Consider the following 21,188-nt stretch of genomic DNA (forward strand, 5'->3'; position numbering starts at 1 on the left):
GGGTTATCTCCTTAAAATCTGGCCGGTCAGCGCATCCACAATCCGGCTGGGGCGGCGCTGCCCGCCCAGACGGGCATGGAGCACCGGAATACGGGTTCCAAAATAGCGCCGGATAGTACGCAAGTCACGTGCAGGTTGCTGACCGGCACGATTCGCACTGGTGGAGACAATAGCGCCGCCAAAAGCCCGGGTCAGGGCGCAGACACCCGGATGCTGGCTGACCCGTACCGCAACACTGTGATGTCTGCCCCGAATCCAGACTGGCACCTGCGCTCGGGCCGGAAGCACCAGCGTGGTTCCCGGCCAGTACGCTGCCAGCCGTGCTGCCGGAACCCCGGCATCCGACCAATAGCGGCTGGTTTCGGAAGTTCGTCCCGCAATCAGCAGAACTCCCTTTTGTTGCGGACGTTTTTTGAGTTGCAGAATGCGACGTAGAGCCTTACGTTGGCGCGGGTCGCATCCTAATCCCCAAACACCTTCGGTGGGATAGGCGATCACTCCTCCGCCACGCAAATGGGCCACCAGTTGGCGCAGTTCCTGACGGCGGGGGTGACGACCGAGCATCAGTTCATCTCACCTTCAGGGGCGCTGGAGTCCAAGATGGCCGATATCCCGACGGAACTGGACGCCTGACCAGTGAATCTGCCCTACAGTCCCATAAGCCCGCTGCTGGGCAATGGCCAGACTCTCGCCGAGGGCCGTCACACCCAGCACCCGTCCGCCAGCGCTGACGATATGCCCGTCGCGGCTTTGCGTTCCCGCATGAAACACCTTGACCGTATCCGGAAATGACTGTTCCAAGCCGCTGATGCGTTCACCCGTCTGCGGGCAGTCAGGATAACCCGCTGCAGCCATCACCACGCAGAGCGCCGTGCGGCTGTCCCAGTCGAGGGCCGCCGGTAAGGGCTCACCCCGGGTGGCGTCCAGCAGTACCGTGTAGAGGTCCGAGCGCAAGCGCATCATTAATGGTTGGGTTTCCGGGTCGCCCAGGCGGCAGTTGAACTCCAGCAACTTGGGGCCATCACGGCCAATCATCAGCCCGGCATAGAGAAAACCGCAGTAGGGCGTGGCATCACGCATCAGCCCCCGGGCTGCCGGCTGCATGATTTCCCGCAACACCCTTTCGCTCATGGCCATGTCCAGGACGGGGGCGGGGGAGTAAGCGCCCATGCCGCCCGTGTTCGGGCCCTGATCCTGATCCAGCAGCCGTTTGTGGTCCTGGGAGCCCGCCAGGGGCAGGACCTGACCATCGACAATAATCGCGATAAAACTGGCTTCTTCGCCTTCCAGAAACTCTTCTATGATAATGGGTCCCCATTGCAGAAACTGTTCTGCGGCTGCTTCAGCTTCCGCAAGGCTGCTGGCGACGACAACTCCTTTGCCCGCCGCCAAACCGTCCGCCTTGATTACCACCGGCAGCGGATGCGTACGCAGATACGCCAGGGCCTCAGGCGTATCGGTGAAGCGCTCGTAGCGTGCAGTAGGCAAGCCATGACGCAGCATGAAGGCCTTGGCATGGGCCTTGCTGCCTTCCAGCATGGCCCCTGCCTGATTGGGTCCAAAAACCGGAATGCCTGCGCGCCGTAAGGCATCCGCCACCCCTGCCACCAGCGGTGCTTCCGGACCGATTACCACCAACTGCACATCGAGAGCATGGGCTGCAGCGACTACTGCCTCAGGATGGTTAGGGTTGAGGGACAGATTGATCAGCTTTTCTTCGGCAGCCGTACCGGGATTACCGGGCGCGCAATAGACGGTTTCGACCTCTGCCGATTGCGCCAGTTTCCAGGCGATAGCGTGTTCCCGACCGCCGCCCCCCAGTACCATAACGTTTGCCATCTTGATATCTCCTTTCAACCGTGCCGGAAATGGCGTACGCCAGTGAATACCATGGCGATACCATGCTCATTGGCGCTGGCAATCACTTCTTCATCGCGAATAGAACCGCCGGGCTGGATGATGGCTTTCACTCCCGCCGCTGCTGCCGCATCCACGCCATCCCGGAAGGGGAAAAACGCGTCAGATGCCAGTGCCGCACCCTGCAGATCAAAGCCCAGGTCCAGAGCCTTGGCCGCCCCGCAACGGGCGGCATCCACCCGACTCATCTGCCCGGCGCCGACACCAACGGTCTGTCCTTCGCGACCGTAAACGATAGCATTGGAGCGCACATACTTGCCGACCCGCCAGACAAAGGCGAGATCACGCTGTTCCTGCGCGGTAGGTGCGCGCTCGCTGACCACCGTCCAGTCGCTTTCCATTTCCATGGCCTGATCAAATTCCTGTACCAGCAAGCCGCCCCGAACCCGCTTGTATTCCCAGCCCGGCCGTTGCCAGGCCCGGCCGTCTTCAAATGCCAGGACCCGCAGATTTTTCTTTTTGGCGAGAATTGGGCGGGCATCAGCGAGAATCGTCGGAGCCAGGACCATTTCCACAAACTGAGTGCTGATCAGTTCAGCGGTCTGAGCATCCAATGGCGCATTGAAAGCGATGATGCTACCAAAAGCCGATACCGGATCTCCCGCCCAGGCCCTTTGGAAGGCCCCGAGCAGGTCCTGTCCCATCGCCACCCCACAGGGATTGCCGTGTTTGACCACGCAGCAGGCGGGCTCCTGAAACTCCATGACCAGCGCGACTGCCGCATCACCATCACCAATATTGTTGTAAGACAGTTCCTTGCCCTGCAACTGGTGGGCATCAGCCAGCCCGCCACCGAGGCCATCGCGATAAAAAGCGGCGGCCTGATGCGGATTCTCGCCATAACGCAATTCCTGCACCTTCTCGAACTGCAGGGAAAGGGTCTGGGGAAACGCGCTCTGGCCGCCTTCCAGACTTCGGCTGGAGAGATAATTGGCAATGGCCCCATCATATTGCGCGGTGTGGGCGAATACCTTAGTGGACAGATGAAAACGGGTGGCCGCTCCCACGCCGCCGTGGCTTTGCTCCATTTCCTGGAGGACTCGGGCGTAGTCATCGGGATCCACCAGAACGGTGACGCTCTCCCAGTTTTTGGCTCCGGCACGGAGCATGGTGGGACCACCGATGTCAATGTTTTCAATGGCATCTTCCAGGGTGCAGTCGGGGCGCGCCACGGTTTCAGCAAAGGGGTACAAATTGACGCAAAGCAGATCAATGGGCAGGATTTTGTGTTCGGCCATCTGCCGGTCATGGTCAGCGTTGCCGCGCCGGGCCAGCAAGCCCCCATGAATTTTGGGATGCAGGGTTTTCAGACGCCCCTCCAGCATTTCCGGGAAGCCGGTGTAATCGCCTACTTCCTGGACGGCAATTCCGTCAGCCATCAGCATCTTGGCGGTGCCACCCGTGGACAGGATTTCCACCCCGAAGTCGCGCAGACGCCGTGCAAATTCCACGACCCCACGTTTGTCAGAAACGCTGATGAGCGCCCTTGTGATTTCACCCATAAAGCCATGTCACCTTTGCCAGCCTAAAATTAAAAAAGGTACGATCAGGAAACCTGTCGTACCCAAACCTCCTGATGGAGGGAGCGTTCTCACTCGCTTAACGCCAAGAGCGTTAACGGAATAATCCTATTGTAAAAGAGCCGGGGCTGGGATGCAAGGGCGGATAGGCTCTTTTCAGTAGGCGCCATCCCGCGCCAGGACCACTTTGATGGTGCGCAACAAAATGACAATGTCATACCAAAGGGTCCAGTTTTTGACGTACCAGGCATCCAGATCGGCGCGGTCGGTAAAAGTGGTTTCGGAGCGACCGCTGACTTGCCAGAGGCCGGTAATACCTGGCTTTACCTGAGCATACAAATTGATGCCTTCGCCATAACGGTCAATTTCCCGGGACAAAAGAGGGCGCGGTCCGACCAGACTCATCTGGCCGAGCAGCACGTTGAAAAGTTGCGGAAGTTCATCGAGGCTGGTACGGCGCAGAAAACGGCCCACACGAGTGACTCTAGGGTCATTACGCAATTTGAAGTTACGCGCATATTCAGCGGCAATCGTCGGATTATCCTGAAGATAGGCTTTCAGCCGATCTTCAGCGTCATGCACCATGCTTCTGAATTTGAAGCAGCGGAAAGTTTTGCCGTTGCGACCGACTCGGTCCTGAATGAAAAACACTTTTCCACCATCTTCAGATTTTATTTTCCAGGCCAGGATCAGTAACAGCGGTGAAATGAGCAAGGTGATGAGGCTGGCCGCAATCAGATCAAAAATGCGTTTCAGAATACGCGGACCCGGGCGGGCCAGATTGTCACGCACCCGCAGCATGAAAATTTCCTGGCTGAAAAAGTGCATCACCTCCAGGCCAAAAAGGGGCAAGCCCCGCAGTGGTGGCGCAATAGTCAGGCGGGGATAGCCAAAACCCAGGGTACGCACCAGTTTTTCCTGGGCTTCCCACTGGTCCATATCCAGGGCCAGAACCACGTGGGGGCTACCCAGGTCTTCAAGCTGACTTATGGGATCATCGCTTAAAGGTTCCATCCGGACATGGGGATAATGACTTTTGTCATCGAGCAAAGTGGAATTGTTGGGAATGAGGATCCGGTTGATGGAGTATCCCAACAGTTCTTCACTTTTCAGGGCACGCATGGCTTCTATGGCGTTTCTGCCGCAGCCGATGACAATGACGGGTTTAACCCAGGCACCCAGTCGGGCAAGTCCCCAGCGTATGCTATGACGGGCCACTGGCAAAAAGACAAAGACAAGCCCCCAGGTGGAAAACAGCCACAAGCGGGAAAGGGGCCACTTGCCGATAAAGGCCACCGCCGCATTCAGGGCAATGAAAATGGTGAGAACTGAAATGATGTCGCCGGCCTCATCCCAAAAAGCCTTTCTTTGATGATAATGGCCTTTGATAGCGAAGCTGATGATGACAGAAACGGTCAGTAATAAAAAAAGCAACAAGTTGATTTGCGCCAGACTCCCCCACCAATGCTTCAACACCCAAAGCGGATTGAGATGATAGTAAATAGCGTGGGACAGCCGGGCAAAATAGAAGGCAGACAGGAATGCCAGAATATCACCCAGGGCCATGATGGAGGGAGTCCAGTTGGACCATTGAAATGCTGCACTTTTTCTCATGGTGTATCTGATAGTTGCCATTATCTATTTCCTGAGAAGAAGATTGAGGAACATACTGATCCTGATGGAGTGCTGCAGGACAGCATGAATTCTTCGTGAATCGATCACAGGAAGACACTGTTACATTCAGCTTATCCTGTGCGTGAAGGTAAGAGCAATGCTTTTCTAAGCTATTGGATGTTCAAGCGGAGGCTCTCAGAAATCCTTGGGTTGGTGACAGAAGAGACACAGACATGATCTCGTCCAGTTTTTTATACATTCCATCCAAGGAAAAACGTTCAAGCGCAATCTCCTGTCCTCTGCGGGCCATGAGCGAAGATTGATCGGGGGCGTTCAGGATCGCGCTTAAGGTACTATGAAGCGCATGGGGGTCACCGGGGGGGCACAACATCCCGGTAACCCCATTTTCGATGATTTCATCCGGCCCTCCCGTAGCAGTGGCCACAACAGGTTTGCCAGCAAGCATGCCTTCTACAATGACACGCCCGAAGGGTTCCGGGGCAACAGATGTATGCGCAATGATATCGCAAACTTGCATGAGTTCAGGGATGTCCTTTCTAAAGCCAATCATTTTTACTCGGTCTTGTAGTCCAAGTTGCTGAATATCCCCTTCAAGCCGTTGCGCATAGGTTTCTTCACCAAACATTGAACTCCCCACAATAACACCTTGAACATCCGGCATCAGGGAAAGAGCTTTTAAAAAAACATCCTGACCTTTCCAGGGAGCCAGTCTGCCAAATACCCCGATGAGTGGGCGGCTATCCAACCCCAGATGTTTTCTCAGAGCTTGACGAGAATCGGTAGTTGAATGGTCTGTATAATGTTTTTTGCAAAAAGCGTTATAAACCAGATGCACATTCTTAGTGCGACTAGTCAATTTTTGTAACGCCTTTTTTGTGGCTTCCGAGTTGACCAATATCTGTGAGGAGTGTCGGGTAATGTATTTTGCAGCCATCAATTGTGTCTTCCCAAAGTGTTCTAAAGTCAAAATATCATGTAAGTACCAGAAAACCGGTTTGCGTGCGAGCTTGCCAGCCAACACTGAAACCAGGGCTGCTTTTTGTGAATTGGCAAAAATAAAATCATAATTTGCAGCTTCACTGGCGATGTCGCGCGATATTTGGATTAGTGAAAATGCGCTGGATAAAGGGATGCGAGAAGCTCTCCGAATATTTTTTATGTTGTTCGAAAGATGGATTATCCGGGTATCAATATGACGCGACTGAAGTTCCAGATGAAGTGGTCCGTCTTCAAAAAGAATAACCTTACTTTCCTTTCGATAGGGGTATATCACATCTAGAAGGGCAAGTTCACCGCCACTGAGTTTTGCTGTCTGATCCACAAATAGAATCTTCATGATATTGTCTCCCGATAAATATCAGCAATTTTTGGGGCTATGATTTGCCAGTCAAAATTTTTTGCATATGTTTGGCATTGCTCGAAGGATGGAGTGGATATCCTTCCTAAAAAAATATCGGTGATTGCTTCTGCAATGGATTCAGGTTCAGAATTTTTGGTAACCCAGTCAGAATGGAACGGTCTTATGGTTTCAGGCAGGCCTCCCACCGGTGTGACCAAAACGGGTGTTCCAGTGGCCAATGATTCCAGAGTGATCAGTCCAAACCCTTCGAGTGCAATACTAGGAACAATAGAAAAATCGGCAGCACGATAAGCGGTTACAAGATCGTTTTCGGAAACAAAACCCATGAACTGGATATTGTCTTCCACATTAAGATCTTTCGCCATTTGCTTCAGTTCGCCCATGATCTGGCCTTTCCCGGCAACCATGAGCAGAATATCCGGAAATCTTTTTCGCAGGAGCGCCAGGGTCTTGATCATATTATCCAGCCCCATTCTTCTTGAAATTCTCCGCACCGCAAAAATGATGGGTCGGTCAAGCGGCCACCCCAGTTTCTCGCGGGCAGCTTTTTGGTTGTATGGAAGAATGAAATTTTCAGTATGAATGGCAGCAGGAGCTACTGATATTTTATGCTCGTTAATATGGTAATATTGGCATAGAATTTCTTTAAAAGCGCGTGACAAAACAATGATTCGATCTGCTTTTTGATAAATTTTTTTTTCAATATGAAATTTTATATCGGATTTTTTTTGATTTTTTTCGATGGCAGATTCCTGAGTCCAAGGCCCGTGAAAATGAACTACCATTGCTTGTTTGGATAATAAGTCTGTCGCAGAAATGCCGTATAAAGCAAAGTGGATGCATACGAGCTCAGGTTGAAACTCCTTGAGCACCTTTTTCATGGCCATTCTGGCTTTGAACCAGCGATGGAGCAAAGATTTTTCAGGTCGGGAAAAAGCACGGACCTGACCATTAGTGGTTTTCTCTATTTCACGACTACCGACTACAAGCCCACGGCAGGATACCTGTTGGGCCGGCAAGTTTTGTAGTAAATCATGATAGTATCTTTCCAAGCCTCCTGAATGCTCAGGCAACCAGGATGAGCCCAGTTGCAAGGTACGAAAAGCTTTGGGGGTAATAGATTCCTGTATCATAATTTTTCCCAATGCTCTTGATACCACTTAATGGTTTTCTGGATACCGTCCTGAAACGGCGTAATCGGTTGCCAGTCAAGTTGCTGCCGGGATTTGCTGATATCCAGATATTTGATGGAAGGTACGGGCTTTTTTTCTCCAGAAAAAATGGGGGTTCGTTCGATGCCATCAAATACCCGGCTGGTCAAGCTGGCTAGCTCTTTGGTAGAAATGGGCACCCCTGTCCCAAAGTTGAAGGCTTCTCCTGCCACTTCATCCAGTTTTTCTGCTACATGAGTATAGGCCTTGGCCATGTCGCTGATATAAAGACAATCAATTTGTGAGCTGCCATCATCCCGTGAGCCAAAATCATAGGTGTCATTGGTGATAAGATTTTTGATGGCCCGGGGCACAATGCGGCTGAAGTTGGTATCCCCAGGACCAAAGGTGTTCATGAATCGACAAACGGCAGTTTTCATACCGTATATATGGGCATAGGCTCTGACCGCCACGTCTCCTGCTACTTTTGATGGCGCATAAATATTGGCGGCGGGCAGAGGCGGATGCGTTTCAGGTATTGCCTGATTGGTCGTGGTAGCCCCGTAGTAGGCGCCGCTGGAAGCAAACACCAGGCGCTCTACACATGGTGCAGTTCTGACTGCTTCAAGCACATTGTATGTTCCTTGCGCATTGATACTCAGAGTTTCCTGAGGTAGTACATTACTGATCGGCACAATGGGTTGTGCAGCCAAATGGAACACTGTGTCAATTTCAAAGCGCTGCAGGGTCAAGCGCAGCAAATCCATATCCCGTATATCGCCTTGAATATAAGTGATTCTTGCCGTCAGGCCCGAGAGCACAAGATAGGAATTAGCCGGTAACCAGCGATCCAGAATATAGACTCTGGCACCCAAGCCAAGGAGTAACTCACAAAGATGAGCCCCTCCAAATCCGGCCCCACCCGTAATCAGGCAGTTTCTTGCGCTCCAGAATGCCTTCATCTCAGCATCCTTCATCGCGAGTCCGCATGTACTCGCGATAAAACTGGATGGTTTCGCGCAAGGTATCCATGAAATCAGCCTGAACAGTAAAGCCGGTTGCCTCTTCAATTTTCTTGCCGTTCAAATGCTGTTTGGTAATAGCATGAACAGTGGATCCGCTCTGACGCACGCGAATAGATATGCCGTTATTCATAATTGTTTCAGCGCGTTCAGCATCATAAGATTTCTCTACTTCAGCCGCCTGTTCCACAATGGTCTTGAGCATTTGCGGCGTAGGCATGTAAGTTCCGGCAGCCAGGTTATAAACATCTCCGCGACATTTTTGCTGCTGGGTGAGCAACAGAATTGCGGTTACCAGATCCTGAACGTAAAGATAGTCGCGATGATGCTCGATGGCGTCAAAATAGAGTTCCGGCGCCTCTGGCTCTGCAGATCCGAATATACTGGCCATGGCTTTGGGCAGGAGGCGGTAACCCATGTTGAAGTCGTATGGGCCATAAATGTTACACATGCGCAGGGTGACGGTAGGCAATCCAAAGGCCTCGTGGTAAGTCCTGGAAAACACATCAGCAGCCAGCTTTGCCGAGTCGTATACGCCTATTCCGCGTAACGGAGTGGAGTGTTCGCTGTAGGAATCTTCCTCCATTTCACCGTAGACTTTATCGGTGGATGACAGAAAAATCATATTGGGTTTGTAGGGAGCGAGTCGGCACGCTTCCAGTACATTGACCCAACCCATAGTGTTAGCCATGATCGTGTCATAAGGAGCGGATATGGCTTTTTCAATGACCGAAGCATAAGCCGCAAAATGGTAAATAAAATGAAAGCGGCCTTCATGGATGATTTCTTTCATGGCATTGGCATCTACTACATCTGCTTCATGAACAAGAATCTTAGAACGGAGATCCATGGATGCACAATTCAGGATCGAATCGCGATTCACATCCGTATTGATATCAATGACGGTTACATTCGCACCCAGCTCGACGAGTCGTTTCGTGACATGTCCTCCGACGAAGCCGAAACCTCCGGTAACCAAGACATTCTTGGAATCAAAAAATTCGGTCAGGTGTTCATAACGGTTGATGGGCTGGTTGCTGTTCATGTTTTATGTACTCCGGTGAATGGTTTGTTTTGCCTTGTTGGTCCATTAGCATTTAGTATGCCATTTCTATAAAAACATAAAAAACAATGCGTTATATTTTTTGCGTAGAATCTTGCTACTGTGAAGAGTGTTAGAATTTTGTTACATAAAAAGAGAAGAAAGCCTATAAATTTTACAACGTTATGATGATAAAAGAGAAAAATAATAGAGAGTGGATTGCGGTACTGTGCCGCTCGCTCCATATTTCTTTGGATTACTTCAACAGCTGAATGGCTTCTCAGAAATTCCCGATGAGTACGTAGTTGGTGAGTAAGGCGACTGAATTTTATGGAAATATCATAGAATATACTACTTGCCGACATAATTTTTAAGAGCTTTACGGATGGCTGTTTGATCTCTCCGAATCGGAACTTTTATGGATGTAACTTTTTTGTAACAATGCTCCAAAACTTAGAGTTTGCGGTTACCAAAATCAGGCGTTGTGCGTGCAAGGCAAGAGGGGTTCAGAAGCCCGGCTAATTTCTAGTCATAAAAATTTATCACGGAATCAAAAAGTAAACATGATTACGGAAATTTCTATTTCAGGCATGAAATGTGCTTAATAATTCGTGTTCTCTATGGTTTGAGAATTGTTTGCAAGATTGTCTGGACGAATGCATTTGTTAAGGTTTGTTTTGTAACCTGAGTGAAGGATGTAAATGGAACTGGCTATTGGGGATAGTATTTTATGTATAAGAAGCTTTACGGGTTGATGGTTTGGGCATTGCTGCCAGTATGGTTGGCAGGTTGTGCTGCGGATGGGCTCAGCCCGCAAAAGGTTGATGTTCGTAAAATGCCGAGTCCGGTGCTTGCCAGTCAAGCTGTCGTATTGCCATCCAAAACTGTAGATCAACTTTTACACCACCCATTGGCCTATCATTTAGGTCCCGGTGACGTAGTATCCGTCTCTGTGTATTTGCACCCGGCGCTTTCCGCTACCTCAGGATCTGGTTCGGTGGGTATCCCTGGAGCCTTGGTCACTAACGGTGGCAACATTCAGTTACCTATGGTGGGGCTAGTGCATGTGGCCGGACTGACAATGGCAGAATTGCGTATTAAGCTGGAAAAACTTTATAGCCAGTACATTATCCATCCGGATGTATCCGTACAGCTTCAGGTGGCGCATAGTATTCGCTATTACCTCTTAGGTGAATTCACGGCTCCTGGACTGAAGTTTTCTGATCGTTCCTTGACTTTGCTGGATGCCATGGCCCTTGGAGGGTCGGTTAATTTTGCTGAAGCGAATCTGCGCAGTGCCTATGTCGTCCAGGATGGCAAAAAGCTGCCCATCAATTTTCGTCAATTACTGAATGAGGGGAACCTGGGCGAGAATATTGAGCTGCAAAGTGGTGATACGGTTGTTGTGCCGAGCATAGCCAGCATGCGGGCTTTTGTGTTTGGCGCTGTGGATAAACCCGGTCCAGTGCCCTTCGTAGACGGGCGACTGAGCCTGCTCCAAGCCTTGTCATCTGCAGGGATGAACACTACGGCACTGACCAATGCGCAGTTGCGAGATATTCGAGTTATTCGTTCAGAAGGGACCAGCGGAGAACTGATGACCGTCAACGCGAATGCCATACTGCATGGAAAAGCTGCGCCGTTTTATCTTAAATCAGGTGATGTGGTTTTTGTACCGCAGACTGTAGTGAGTAGCTGGAATCAGGTCATACAGCAGATTTTACCCTCTTTACAGGCGGTTTCCGGTTTACTGAACCCCTTCGTATCCATCAAGTACTTATCGCAACCGAATAACTAGGAATAGATACCGTGGCTGATCACAATGATAGAATGCTTTCACCGGATAATGTGGACTCCCAATGGCGCCCATCAGTTTCCAGTCATTTCGACGGTGGAGATGAAGGAGAAAAAATTGATCTGTCTGCACTGTTTCGTTCTCTAAAAAAACACTGGCGTTGGCCAGTGGGCTTGGCGATTGCCGGAATAATCCTGGCTGTTTTGCATACCCTCTTTTCGATACCAGTATTTGAATCATCTGGTTCAATCTATCTGGGAAACGCGGAAAAAGATCAGGCTGCAGCTTCATCTGCCACTGAAGGTTTGTCGCTCGTTCCCGGTTTGGTGCAGGCACCCAATCTGGAAACGCAAGTACAGATCATGCAAAGCCGCCAGATAGTGGAAAAGGCCATTATGCAATCCGGGGTAAATGTGTCCATCATGAATCCAGACCAAAGTGCTGTGATCCATTTCTGGTACTGGCTACTTAATGGTCATTCCTTTGGTGTTTATGAAAATCAAAAAACCGGATTGCATGCTACTATGGCAGAAGCGGTAAATCCTGACCTCTATGGCCAACACCTTGAACTGAAATTTGCCGATGCAGGTCGTTACCAAATATATGCAGGAAAAAAATGGATACTGAGTGGTCAGCTGGATGAGGCAGCCGTTAGTCCCTATCTGCGGATTCTCATCAAGACTAATTTCCCGGGTTTTATCCCCAAGGCCAATCGTTCCTATCGCTTGACTATCCGCTCTCCTTTGTCGCTATATAATGCCTTTGCAGGAAACATTGCGGTCAGCCAGTCGAGTAAGGATAGTGGCGGCACTGCTACTCTGAGCTATCTGATCTACCTGAGCTTCCAGAATCCTAATCCCTTCGTATCGCAAAGATTTCTGAATGGTTTGATGTTGAGTTATCTGGAGCAAACCCATGCCTGGGCTACAGGCCAGTCTTCATCGACTTATGATTATTTGAATGGGCAACTGGAAAAGGTGCGTTCTGCGCTGGAAACGGCCGATAGTAATCTGGCCAAATATCAAAGTCATAGTGGCCTTTTGTCGGTGACTTCAAACGCCCAGGCGATGATTACCCAGATGGCCAATTATGAAAGTCAGCGCAGTGCGCTGGAACTTAAGTTGAGAAATCTGCAACAAGTAAGCGCAGAGCTTCGTGCGCAGGGTGAAAAAAAGGTCGATCCTTATTTGATGAGTTCGCTCAACGATTCTGTGCTTAATGGTCTATCCGATAAACTGGTGACAGCCCAGAATCGTAAAGCCTCGCTGGAGACTATGTACACGCCCAAAGCTCCAGAAATACAGCAAGTAAATAAGGAAATATCTGCCATACGCTCGGCTATTGCCAGTGTGATATCTAATCAGGAGACACAAGCGCGTCAGCAGCTCGATTCTTTGGATACGGTGATTGACCGGTATAAAGGCAAGATGGGGCAATATCCCAAAGAAGCTCTGCAGGTACTGTCGTTAACCCGTTCTACAGAAGTTCTGGGCAAGTTATATATGTTTCTGTTGGAAAAGCAAAAAGAAGCAGCAATCAGCAAAGCCAGTACCATCACCAAAAATCGTATTCTCGATACTGCAATGGTGCGGCATACGCCCGTTTCCCCAAAAGCATCTAAAAACATTCTCGTTGGCGGTTTTCTTGGGTTGTTATTAGGGCTTGCGGTGGTTTTTGCACGTTTTCTGATGCACAAGGGTTTCCACTCAGAGGAGGAGATCCTGCGACGCTACTTTGCCACGCCATTGTTAGGCACTCTGCCTGAATATAATGGATTTCCTGATGCTGATATCAGGGCAAGATTCCCGGCAATTTCGATTTCGGACCCTCGTTCCGGGTATGGAGAAGCCATGCGTTTGTTGCGTGGTAAACTTTACCTGTTTGCAAGAACAAGTGGTGCAGGAAAAATTCTGATGTTTTCTTCTGCTGATCCTGGTGCAGGCAAAACAACGATAGCCAGTCAGTTGGCCATGACCTTGGCGGAAGATGGAAAGAAAATACTACTCATTGATGCTGACCTGAGGAATCCTCAGTTACATCAGATATTTGATTGTAAACAAACCCCAGGATTGTCTGAATATTTGATGGGTAAATCCGACCTGGAATCATGTATCCGTGTGATGACCCGATTCAATGTTCCATTGAGTCTTATGACTGCGGGCCAAATTCCCGGGACTCCGGTGGAGTTGATTGGTAACAGTCGTTTTGCCGACCTGATTCAGGATGCTCGATCGCAGTTTGATTTTGTGCTCCTGGATGCGCCACCCTATCCGTCGGTAGCGGATGGACTGATGATTTCCCAGTGGGTTGATCGTCTGATTTCAGTGGTTCGAGTGGATACAACACCACGAAAGACTTTTCAGGATCACATGCAGGGTGTGGCGCAAATTGGTTGCCCACTAGCTTTGGTGATAAACGGAACGCCCTCAGTTCAGGGCCACGCAGATCGTGTCCAGTCTCGGACTTCTGGTTTTTTAAACCTGGAAGAAAAATTACTCAAATTCGTGCACTTCGTTCAGAAAAAACAGGGATAATTGTATATGTCATTATCTGATAACTACTCTTCAGCTGATTATCAAGGGTTGCGGTCATGGTCGCCAGCCTGAAACGTAACTCTTTGTATAATCTAATGGGTAATCTGGTGCCCGTGGCTGTTTCGTTTGTAACTGTTCCTCTGTTCCTACACAAAATTGGTGTGGATGAGTACGGCGTTCTAGCGATTGTTTGGTTATTTTTAGGATATTTCGGGGTTTTCGATTTTGGGATAGGAATGGCATCGGCCAATCAGTTTGCTAAATTGGAAGACCATGGACAAATGGTCAGTGTATTTTGGAGCGGAATATGGACTAATCTGATGTTGGGAATGGTGGGTGCGGCAGTACTTTTGCTTCTGGGTGATTTTTTATTTGAATATCTATTCAAAATGTCTTCTGTGATGCATGCATCAGTGGTGAGCGCCTTGCCTTGGTTGGCGTTAGCGGTCCCCGTAATTACTGTAAACGGAATATGTGTAGGGGTACTGGATGGGCGTCAACTGTTTTTCAAGATGAATGCCTTAGCTCTTACAGGATCCTTTTTTTTGCAGTTGTTGCCGTTGCTGACCGCGTACCTACATGGACCTGACCTTACCTGGATTATTGCGATAACGGTACTTTCTCGATTATTTTTTGGAGCAATTCCAATGGGAATTGTGGCCTTTTATACATTGGGAAAACCAGGACCCGAATGGCCGCAGTGGTACTGGATAAAAAAAATGCTAGGTTATGGGGGATGGACAACGCTTTCAAATATGGTAGTACCACTTACCGGAGCAATGGATAAATTTTTGCTGGGCAGTTTAGTTGGGCCTGCGGCTGTGACATTCTTTGCTATACCTGAGCGCCTGGCAAGGCAAGGTGCAGTCGTTCCTGGTGCAGTTACGCGCGCCTTGTTTCCCAAACTGGCAGCAGGTAATGAAAAGGATGCCAGAGATGCATCATCCCAGTCCTTGGATTTACTGCTTCTGATCCAGACGCCAATGATATGTGGACTTATTCTTGTGCTGCAGCCATTTCTGGGAATTTGGGTGGGGTGGACAGTGGCTGATAAGGCTGGCTCAGTAGGATTGATTATTGCGGCGACAATATGGTTAGTAGGTTTGAATTATATTCCATCAATGTTGTTACAGGCTCGTGGACGCCCGGATATAGCTGCAAAATTGCGCGTCCTTGAGTTGCTTCCATATCTTCTGGTTCTGTGGCTATCTATTCATTATCTGGGTTTGATTGGCGGTGGTATTGGTTTGTTGTTTGTGACAGTCCTGGATATGTTGTTGTTATTTTGGGGAGCCAAATTAGTTCTATTCAAAAATTGGACATTTTGGCAATCATTGGCCTGGATTATGTCGGCCGAGATTCTGGCTTGGGATTTTGAAAGAACATCTGTGTTGTGGTACGTAGTCTCGATTATTTTTCTTGGATTTTCAGTTGTATGGGCAGGTTATCGTGCACCAATTATCAGAGCAAGTGTCGCCTCATTGCTAGGTAGAATGTACGGAAAAAGGTTGAGAACGGTCGGGAAGTGATGCTAAATTATTTATTAAAAATATATTAAAATAATTTGCGAGGATGTCGCATATTTATTGATGAGACTATTGCTGTGATTTGCAATATAAAGCGTCATATTGGATCAAAAAAATTTAAATTTGATCCAATTAAAGTCGAAGAGGAAATGTTAATATGGAGATCACTTTTGCTGCTTTGATACCTACAAGGCATCGTCCAGATTTACTTAAGTTATGTCTGGAAAGTGTTTACAGTAACAGCGTTGTCCCGACGTTAACAATTGTAGGTGATGATTCTACTGATGTTGAATGTATAAAAAAGAACAAGAAAATTGTTTCTTCATTTGGCAATTGTTTTTATTTGCCGGGGAAGTGTGCTGGCCCATCGCAAAATAGAAGATATCTGGCGGAATATTTGTTGTTTCTGATTGCGCAGAAAAATTCTAATATTTCTCATGTGGCTTATATTGACGATGATATAATTATCTCTAAAAACTGGTTTGCTTATGCAGCTATGCACTTGGAAAGTTGTGTTTCTAAACTTAATTTGATGAAGAGTATAATCTATGGGATAATAGTTAGTAGTTTTAGCGATACTAATAATGTCCCTCAGTTATACCGCTTCACATTTCTTGGGTATTTTGATGTATCGCGTGATGATTCAACTTCTTGTGTTAATATTCAAGCAGCTATATTTCCTGTATGTCTTTTTTCAAAAATAAATTTTGATAAAAATATTTATTTTGGTTATGAGGACGCTGACTTGTGTAATAGAGCTATTTCTTTGGGGTATGAGTTGAGTTGTGTGTCATCCATGTTGGCTATTAATAAGTTGCCTGGCCAGAGTAGTCTTGCTGAAGATGATGAAAAACATTGTTCCCTTGATCTGCAGATAGAAGCTGCAAGATTGTATGTAACCTTTAAAAAATATTTCTGTATTGAAAGAAGGTCATTGAAATCATTTTTTTTCTGATTTTTTTTCTCTTTCACTTGATGGCGCATATGGTTAAAATAGGGAAATCTCCCGTTAGTATTATTCTTGTATTCAAGAAGTCAAAAATTTGGCAAGTCTTGAAATGCTCATCAAGTTGCACTGTGATAAATGTAGAAAAATGAGGTATCAATCTTGAAAATCTTGCTCTCTATTCATCATCCAATCTCCATTGAAGGCGGTGCGCCGGGAGTGACTCGTAAGCTTGCTCAGGAGTTTTCTATGCAAGGTCATGACGTTAGGGTGTTGTCGTTTGACGATATGCCCAGACGCTTTCATGGTAAACTTGCTCAGGTTGTCTTCCCTTGGTTTGTTGCCGATCATGTCCGTCGAACGCGTTATGATGTAATGGATCTTTCTAGCGGCGATGGATGGCGTTTGAAGCCCGGAAACTTCAGTCAATCATTGATCGTATTTCGTAGCCATGGGCTTGAGCATGTTTCTGCAGAGCAACGTCGTGAGGCAGCCCTACAGGATGAAATCCAACTCTCTTGGAAATATCCACTTTATCATGGTGGATGGCGTTTACAGGAAGTTGCGCAATCAATGCGTAAATCCGATCTTTGCTTGTTTCTTAATAAAAAAGATCATGATTTTGCAATTGCTCGTTTAAGTGCGGAACCTTCACGTTGTGAAATTGTACCAAATGGGTTGCCTTCCTCATTTTTACATCTACCATTATCTGATGAGCCGGTTGCCGGTACCCCACTACGTATAGCTATGGTTGGTGGATATCTACAGAGAAAAGGTTTTTCGTATGCTCTCGAAGCGTTTCGCCGACTCTTGGCGCGCTATTCTTTACTTGAAGTTGGTTTTTTTGGCATTGGTCAGGGGAATGCAGCATTAATTGAGAAGGAGTTGGGTAACGCTGGGCTTGGGCGAGTAAATTATGTCGAGAATTATAGTCATGAAGAGCTACCAAAATTGCTTGGAAGATACCATGTGCTCCTTTTTCCAAGCTTGTCAGAGGGCTTTGCAATGGCACCTCTTGAATCTATGGCCTGCGGACTGGCGCTTATTACGACCTCAGTGGGTGGGCTGCCTGAACAGCTCAGAAATGGTCATCAAGCCCTAATCATTCCGTCGGCGAATACAGTCTCGATTGAGCAGTCAATAGAGACCTTGTTCAACGATCGCTCACTTTTGCAGCGACTACGCAAGGCGGGACAAGTTAGAGCACAAAAATTTTCTTGGGAAAGTATTGCGAGTGACCAGTTAGCCCTATATGCCGAATATTTAGAAAAAAAGGGTGTATTGATTGCATGTTGTAATTAGTGTCGCTGCCGACTGATGTTGTATATATTATATGTAATTTTAGATATCTATGATTATAGTTTAGGTTTATTTTATGGTAAATATATGGTCATTTAAAAAATGTATAAATCTTTATCCTATTGACTTTATGAGAGATTAAAATGAAGATTAATGTTCTGATTAATAGTGTAAACAGACCGAAAGACCTGGAGCGTCTTCTGCAAGCATTGATGGCTCAGATACGCAGGCCGGACAGTCTGTATATTTTGATTCATCCCCGAGATACCGAATCCGGTAAACACATAGAAACCCTGGTTGGTTCGGCTATTCCCTGGACCCTGGCTTGTAAAGATCAGTCTGGACCTCTGGTTGCCATGCAACATGCACTGCAGATGATGACTTGTGATGTGGTGGCCTTCACCCATGACGATGCAGCCCCTCGAGCAGATTGGCTGGAGAAGGTTGCAAGTACACTGATAACCAAGCCTGAATGTGCAGGGGTAGGTGGTAGGGACTTCCCGGTAACTGCTATCTCGCAAAATCCTCCTCTGGTCGAAAAAGTAGGAAAGGTAACCTGGTATGGCAAGATCATCGCGCAACATCATCTCCCCTGTGTTGGTGCGCGATATGTGGATTTTCTTTCCGGCGTGAATGCTGCGTATCGCCATGACATTTTGGTGGCTACAGGTCTAGATATACGTTTGCAGTGGCAACAAGATACCTGCTGGCACTGGGAGATGTCTCTCGGGCTGGCGGTTAAAAGACAAGGATGGAAACAATATTATGATCCTGAGCTTATTGTAGATCATTACCCGGGCAAACTTTTTTCCGGACAAAAAGATAGTTACTGGTTTGCTGCGACACGTCGGCGAACTTTCAATGAAACCCTCATTCTCATGAATTATTTGTCAGTGTTGGGACGTGGTTGCTGCATGATTTACGCTTTGCTGATTGGTAGTCCTGATAGTTACGGGATCGTGCAATGCTTGCGTTATTGGCCGAGGGATGGGCGACTGGCATTTCGTAAGTGGATGGATGCCATGCGCGGGCGCTATACAGGTATGCGGGCATGGCTCTACCCCGGTTTGTGTCCATGACAGAAGGAGTAACCATGCAAATATCGGTTATGATCCCCACTTATCGACGCCCGAAGGATTTGGAGCGATGCCTGGAAGCGCTGGGTGAACAACTGCGACCTGCAGATGAAATCATTGTTGTGGCAAGGAGAGAGGATAAGGACACACATGACGTGCTGAAGGGCCATGCGGCTGCAAGTTTACCGTTGCGCGTGGTCATTGTGGATCTTCCTGGCTTGGTTACGGCGATGAATCTGGGTTTGGAGGCGGCGTGTGGAGATATATTGGCCATAACGGATGATGATTCGGCACCTTTCCCGGATTGGTTGCAACGTATTGAGCGGGCGTTTGAACAGGATGAGAGCATAGCGGGTGTTGGGGGAAGAGATTTGATTCGTCAGAATGGGACACTGATTGATCATTCGGTACGGAATGTGGGGAAAGTTCTGTGGTATGGGAAAGTCATCGCAAATCACCACTTACGTCTGGACCATGTGCAATTTGTTGACTTGCTGAAGGGGGTCAACGGGGCTTACCGTCTTTCTTTACTCAAGGAAATCGGGTTTGATCGCCGTTTGTTTGGACGTGGGGCCCAGTGGCATTGGGAACTTTCACTGGGACTGACCCTACGCCAGAAGGGCTGGCGGTTGTTATATGATCCTGAAATACGAGTCAATCATTATCCGGGCCAACTTTTTGGGGATCGTTCCCGCGATGTATATAATCCCGAAGAAACACGTAATCGTTGTCACAATGAGGCCTTGGTATTGCTGTGTTATTACGGAATTATGAATCGTCTCATGTTTCTTTTCTGGTCAACGTTGGTTGGTACCAGTGAAAGTTATGGTTTAGTACAGATGATGCGTTATCTACCAAAAGAAAAAGCTCAGGCAGTAGCTAAGTTTCGGGATAATTTATATGGCCGCTATATGGGAATACGCTCATGGCTGCGACACTGAAGGATTTGGGCCCAGACATTGCTACGAGCCGATCAACTCATGGTATATGGCCTTATATTATTTTGTTTTGGGCATTTCCATTCATATTTTATTTTGCACACTTGAGTTCTTTAACTAATTATTTGTTTCCGGTTTTTGGGTTTCTTCTGGGGGTGAAGCTCTATCGCGATTTTCCCACCCTGTATGTGAGCCACATGTGGTGGCTTTGGTTTGTTACCCCGGAAATCAGACGACTGGTGGATTACCAGATTGGTTTTCAACCAGTAGATCCAATCATGCTCACGCCTTACCTGGTAACGGGATTGGCTTTTTTTACCGTATTGAAGTATCTACCGGCACTGCGACAGAAAACGCTCTTTCCTATGGCGTTAGTAGTGCTGGGTGTGTTGTATGCGTACATTGTTGGCTTGGTGAACACAGGTTTCATGCCTGCCACCTATGGTTTGTTAAACTGGTTACTGCCAGTTTTGTTCGGTCTGCACATGGCCATCCGCTGGCAGGATTACTTGCGTGTGCGGCGCACTTTGTTCCATACGTTTGTGTGGGGAACATTGGTTATGGGCGTCTACGGGTTGGTGCAGTATGTCCATCCTCTGCCATGGGATACTTACTGGATGACAGCCTCAAAGTTGTTGAGTATCGGGCAGCCAGAACCATTCCATGTGCGGATTTTCAGCACAATGAATTCGCCTGGTCCTTTTGCCTTTGAACTGATGGGGACATTGTTGATGCTCTTCGCCGGCGGTGGTTTCTGGCGAATTCCTGCGGCTGTTTTTGGTTATCTGGCTTTTTTGCTGTCTATTGTGCGTGCTGCCTGGGGAGGGTGGTTTATAGGATTAGTCTATATTCTGTCCAGATTGAAGCCAGCCCATCTGATAAGATATCTCATGGGCATTATGGTCATTGTTATCCTGGCGATGCCTATGTTGCTTTACAAGCCGGTTTATGAGCGTTTAGAGGCACGCTTCAATTCCATTGAGAATGTCAAACAAAATGCCAGCTATCAAGCCAGGGTAAAGTTTTATGGCGAATTTTTTCTGGAGGCATTTGAAACGCCTTTGGGAAGTGGAATAGGCAGCACTGGTACGGCCGCACGCCTCAGTCAAAAAGGACATGTGGTGAATTTTGATAGTGGAATCATGGAAATTCCTTATGTGCTGGGGTGGCTGGGTGGAACCCTGTTTTTTCTGGGAAGTATCTGGACATTGATTTACATGCTCAGCAGCAAGTGGGCAAAAAAAGATCCATTCATAGCAATTTCCTCAGGGATAAGCCTTGCTGTATTTTCGACCTTGATATTTGTGGATACTTTGATTGGCAGTACGGGCATGTTGTTCTGGGCATTTGCCGGAACCTCCATTGCCGGAATTCACTATCGTCAGGTTAAAGGAATGGAAAATGCCTGAAGATAACTTTAACGCTCG

16 protein-coding genes are annotated in these 21,188 nt (G+C 48.0%); 8 read left to right on the forward strand and 8 right to left on the reverse strand.

Annotated elements, in window-relative coordinates:
* Window positions 1-3 precede the first annotated feature (3 nt).
* The 8 genes from tsaC to B1757_RS04135 all read right to left on the reverse strand — a co-directional run bounded on the left by tsaC (window position 4) and on the right by B1757_RS04135 (window position 9,650).
* Window positions 4-564 carry an L-threonylcarbamoyladenylate synthase type 1 TsaC gene (gene tsaC, locus B1757_RS04100; RefSeq protein WP_101537112.1) on the reverse strand — a complete coding sequence of 187 codons (561 nt, stop codon included), beginning with the start codon at window positions 562-564 and terminating at the stop codon, window positions 4-6.
* 15 nt (window positions 565-579) lie between these two features.
* Window positions 580-1,839, reverse strand: coding sequence for a phosphoribosylamine--glycine ligase (gene purD, locus B1757_RS04105; protein ID WP_101537113.1), 1,260 nt, complete (start codon window positions 1,837-1,839; stop codon window positions 580-582).
* Window positions 1,840-1,853: 14 nt separating this feature from the next.
* Window positions 1,854-3,419: a bifunctional phosphoribosylaminoimidazolecarboxamide formyltransferase/IMP cyclohydrolase gene (purH, locus tag B1757_RS04110; RefSeq protein ID WP_101537114.1), complete on the reverse strand. Its 1,566-nt coding sequence runs from the start codon at window positions 3,417-3,419 to the stop codon at window positions 1,854-1,856.
* Window positions 3,420-3,593: 174 nt separating this feature from the next.
* Window positions 3,594-5,072: an undecaprenyl-phosphate galactose phosphotransferase WbaP gene (gene wbaP, locus B1757_RS04115; protein ID WP_368233155.1), complete on the reverse strand. Its 1,479-nt coding sequence runs from the start codon at window positions 5,070-5,072 to the stop codon at window positions 3,594-3,596.
* Between the two features lie 160 nt (window positions 5,073-5,232).
* Window positions 5,233-6,408 carry a glycosyltransferase family 4 protein gene (locus tag B1757_RS04120; protein ID WP_101537116.1) on the reverse strand — a complete coding sequence of 392 codons (1,176 nt, stop codon included), beginning with the start codon at window positions 6,406-6,408 and terminating at the stop codon, window positions 5,233-5,235.
* A complete protein-coding gene (locus B1757_RS04125) occupies window positions 6,405-7,565 on the reverse strand; it encodes a glycosyltransferase family 4 protein (RefSeq protein ID WP_101537117.1) in 1,161 nt (386 codons plus the stop codon). Before B1757_RS04125 ends, B1757_RS04120 begins: the two co-directional genes overlap by 4 nt.
* Window positions 7,562-8,545 (reverse strand): NAD-dependent epimerase/dehydratase family protein, encoded by a 984-nt coding sequence (locus tag B1757_RS04130; RefSeq protein WP_172437595.1) that lies wholly within the window; start codon window positions 8,543-8,545, stop codon window positions 7,562-7,564. The genes B1757_RS04125 and B1757_RS04130 overlap by 4 nt, the downstream gene beginning before the upstream one ends.
* Window position 8,546: 1 nt before the next feature.
* A complete protein-coding gene (locus tag B1757_RS04135; protein WP_101537119.1) occupies window positions 8,547-9,650 on the reverse strand; it encodes an NAD-dependent epimerase/dehydratase family protein in 1,104 nt (367 codons plus the stop codon).
* 727 nt (window positions 9,651-10,377) lie between these two features.
* Here B1757_RS04135 and B1757_RS04140 point away from each other — a divergent pair.
* The 8 genes from B1757_RS04140 to B1757_RS04175 all read left to right on the forward strand — a co-directional run bounded on the left by B1757_RS04140 (window position 10,378) and on the right by B1757_RS04175 (window position 21,170).
* Window positions 10,378-11,445 (forward strand): polysaccharide biosynthesis/export family protein, encoded by a 1,068-nt coding sequence (locus B1757_RS04140; RefSeq protein WP_253253700.1) that lies wholly within the window; start codon window positions 10,378-10,380, stop codon window positions 11,443-11,445.
* An 11-nt stretch (window positions 11,446-11,456) separates the two neighbouring features.
* On the forward strand, window positions 11,457-13,976 hold the full coding sequence (locus tag B1757_RS04145) for a GumC family protein (RefSeq protein ID WP_143484212.1): 2,520 nt from the start codon (window positions 11,457-11,459) through the stop codon (window positions 13,974-13,976).
* Window positions 13,977-14,032: 56 nt separating this feature from the next.
* Complete coding sequence (locus tag B1757_RS04150; protein ID WP_101537121.1) at window positions 14,033-15,505, forward strand: oligosaccharide flippase family protein; 1,473 nt, start codon at window positions 14,033-14,035, stop codon at window positions 15,503-15,505.
* Window positions 15,506-15,659: 154 nt separating this feature from the next.
* Complete coding sequence (locus B1757_RS04155; RefSeq protein ID WP_101537122.1) at window positions 15,660-16,457, forward strand: glycosyltransferase family 2 protein; 798 nt, start codon at window positions 15,660-15,662, stop codon at window positions 16,455-16,457.
* A gap of 153 nt (window positions 16,458-16,610) precedes the next feature.
* The gene (locus tag B1757_RS04160) at window positions 16,611-17,750 is read left to right on the forward strand and encodes a glycosyltransferase family 4 protein (RefSeq protein ID WP_143484213.1); all 1,140 of its coding nucleotides are present in this window, start codon (window positions 16,611-16,613) and stop codon (window positions 17,748-17,750) included.
* A 140-nt stretch (window positions 17,751-17,890) separates the two neighbouring features.
* Window positions 17,891-18,826, forward strand: a complete 936-nt coding sequence (locus B1757_RS04165; RefSeq protein ID WP_101537124.1) for a glycosyltransferase — start codon at window positions 17,891-17,893, stop codon at window positions 18,824-18,826.
* The gene (locus B1757_RS04170) at window positions 18,823-19,764 is read left to right on the forward strand and encodes a glycosyltransferase family 2 protein (protein WP_172437596.1); all 942 of its coding nucleotides are present in this window, start codon (window positions 18,823-18,825) and stop codon (window positions 19,762-19,764) included. Before B1757_RS04165 ends, B1757_RS04170 begins: the two co-directional genes overlap by 4 nt.
* A 152-nt stretch (window positions 19,765-19,916) precedes the next feature.
* Window positions 19,917-21,170, forward strand: coding sequence for a glucose-6-phosphate isomerase (locus B1757_RS04175; RefSeq protein WP_172437597.1), 1,254 nt, complete (start codon window positions 19,917-19,919; stop codon window positions 21,168-21,170).
* Window positions 21,171-21,188 lie beyond the last annotated feature (18 nt).

The sequence above is a fragment of the Acidithiobacillus marinus genome, assembly GCF_002847505.1.
In the GTDB taxonomy this organism is placed as follows: Bacteria; Pseudomonadota; Gammaproteobacteria; order Acidithiobacillales; family Acidithiobacillaceae; genus Acidithiobacillus; species Acidithiobacillus marinus.

Excerpts from the sequence above, each read along its gene's own strand:
- B1757_RS04120 (WP_101537116.1), bottom strand. The coding sequence starts at position 6,408 with ATGAAGATTCTATTTGTGGATCAGACAGCAAAACTCAGTGGCGGTGAA.
- B1757_RS04150 (WP_101537121.1), top strand. The coding sequence starts at position 14,033 with ATGGTCGCCAGCCTGAAACGTAACTCTTTGTATAATCTAATGGGTAAT.
- B1757_RS04135 (WP_101537119.1), bottom strand. The coding sequence starts at position 9,650 with ATGAACAGCAACCAGCCCATCAACCGTTATGAACACCTGACCGAATTT.
- B1757_RS04140 (WP_253253700.1), top strand. The coding sequence starts at position 10,378 with ATGTATAAGAAGCTTTACGGGTTGATGGTTTGGGCATTGCTGCCAGTA.
- B1757_RS04130 (WP_172437595.1), bottom strand. The coding sequence starts at position 8,545 with ATGAAGGCATTCTGGAGCGCAAGAAACTGCCTGATTACGGGTGGGGCC.
- tsaC (WP_101537112.1), bottom strand. The coding sequence starts at position 564 with ATGCTCGGTCGTCACCCCCGCCGTCAGGAACTGCGCCAACTGGTGGCC.
- B1757_RS04155 (WP_101537122.1), top strand. The coding sequence starts at position 15,660 with ATGGAGATCACTTTTGCTGCTTTGATACCTACAAGGCATCGTCCAGAT.
- B1757_RS04165 (WP_101537124.1), top strand. The coding sequence starts at position 17,891 with ATGAAGATTAATGTTCTGATTAATAGTGTAAACAGACCGAAAGACCTG.
- wbaP (WP_368233155.1), bottom strand. The coding sequence starts at position 5,072 with ATGGCAACTATCAGATACACCATGAGAAAAAGTGCAGCATTTCAATGG.
- B1757_RS04125 (WP_101537117.1), bottom strand. The coding sequence starts at position 7,565 with ATGATACAGGAATCTATTACCCCCAAAGCTTTTCGTACCTTGCAACTG.
- purD (WP_101537113.1), bottom strand. The coding sequence starts at position 1,839 with ATGGCAAACGTTATGGTACTGGGGGGCGGCGGTCGGGAACACGCTATC.
- purH (WP_101537114.1), bottom strand. The coding sequence starts at position 3,419 with ATGGGTGAAATCACAAGGGCGCTCATCAGCGTTTCTGACAAACGTGGG.
- B1757_RS04170 (WP_172437596.1), top strand. The coding sequence starts at position 18,823 with ATGACAGAAGGAGTAACCATGCAAATATCGGTTATGATCCCCACTTAT.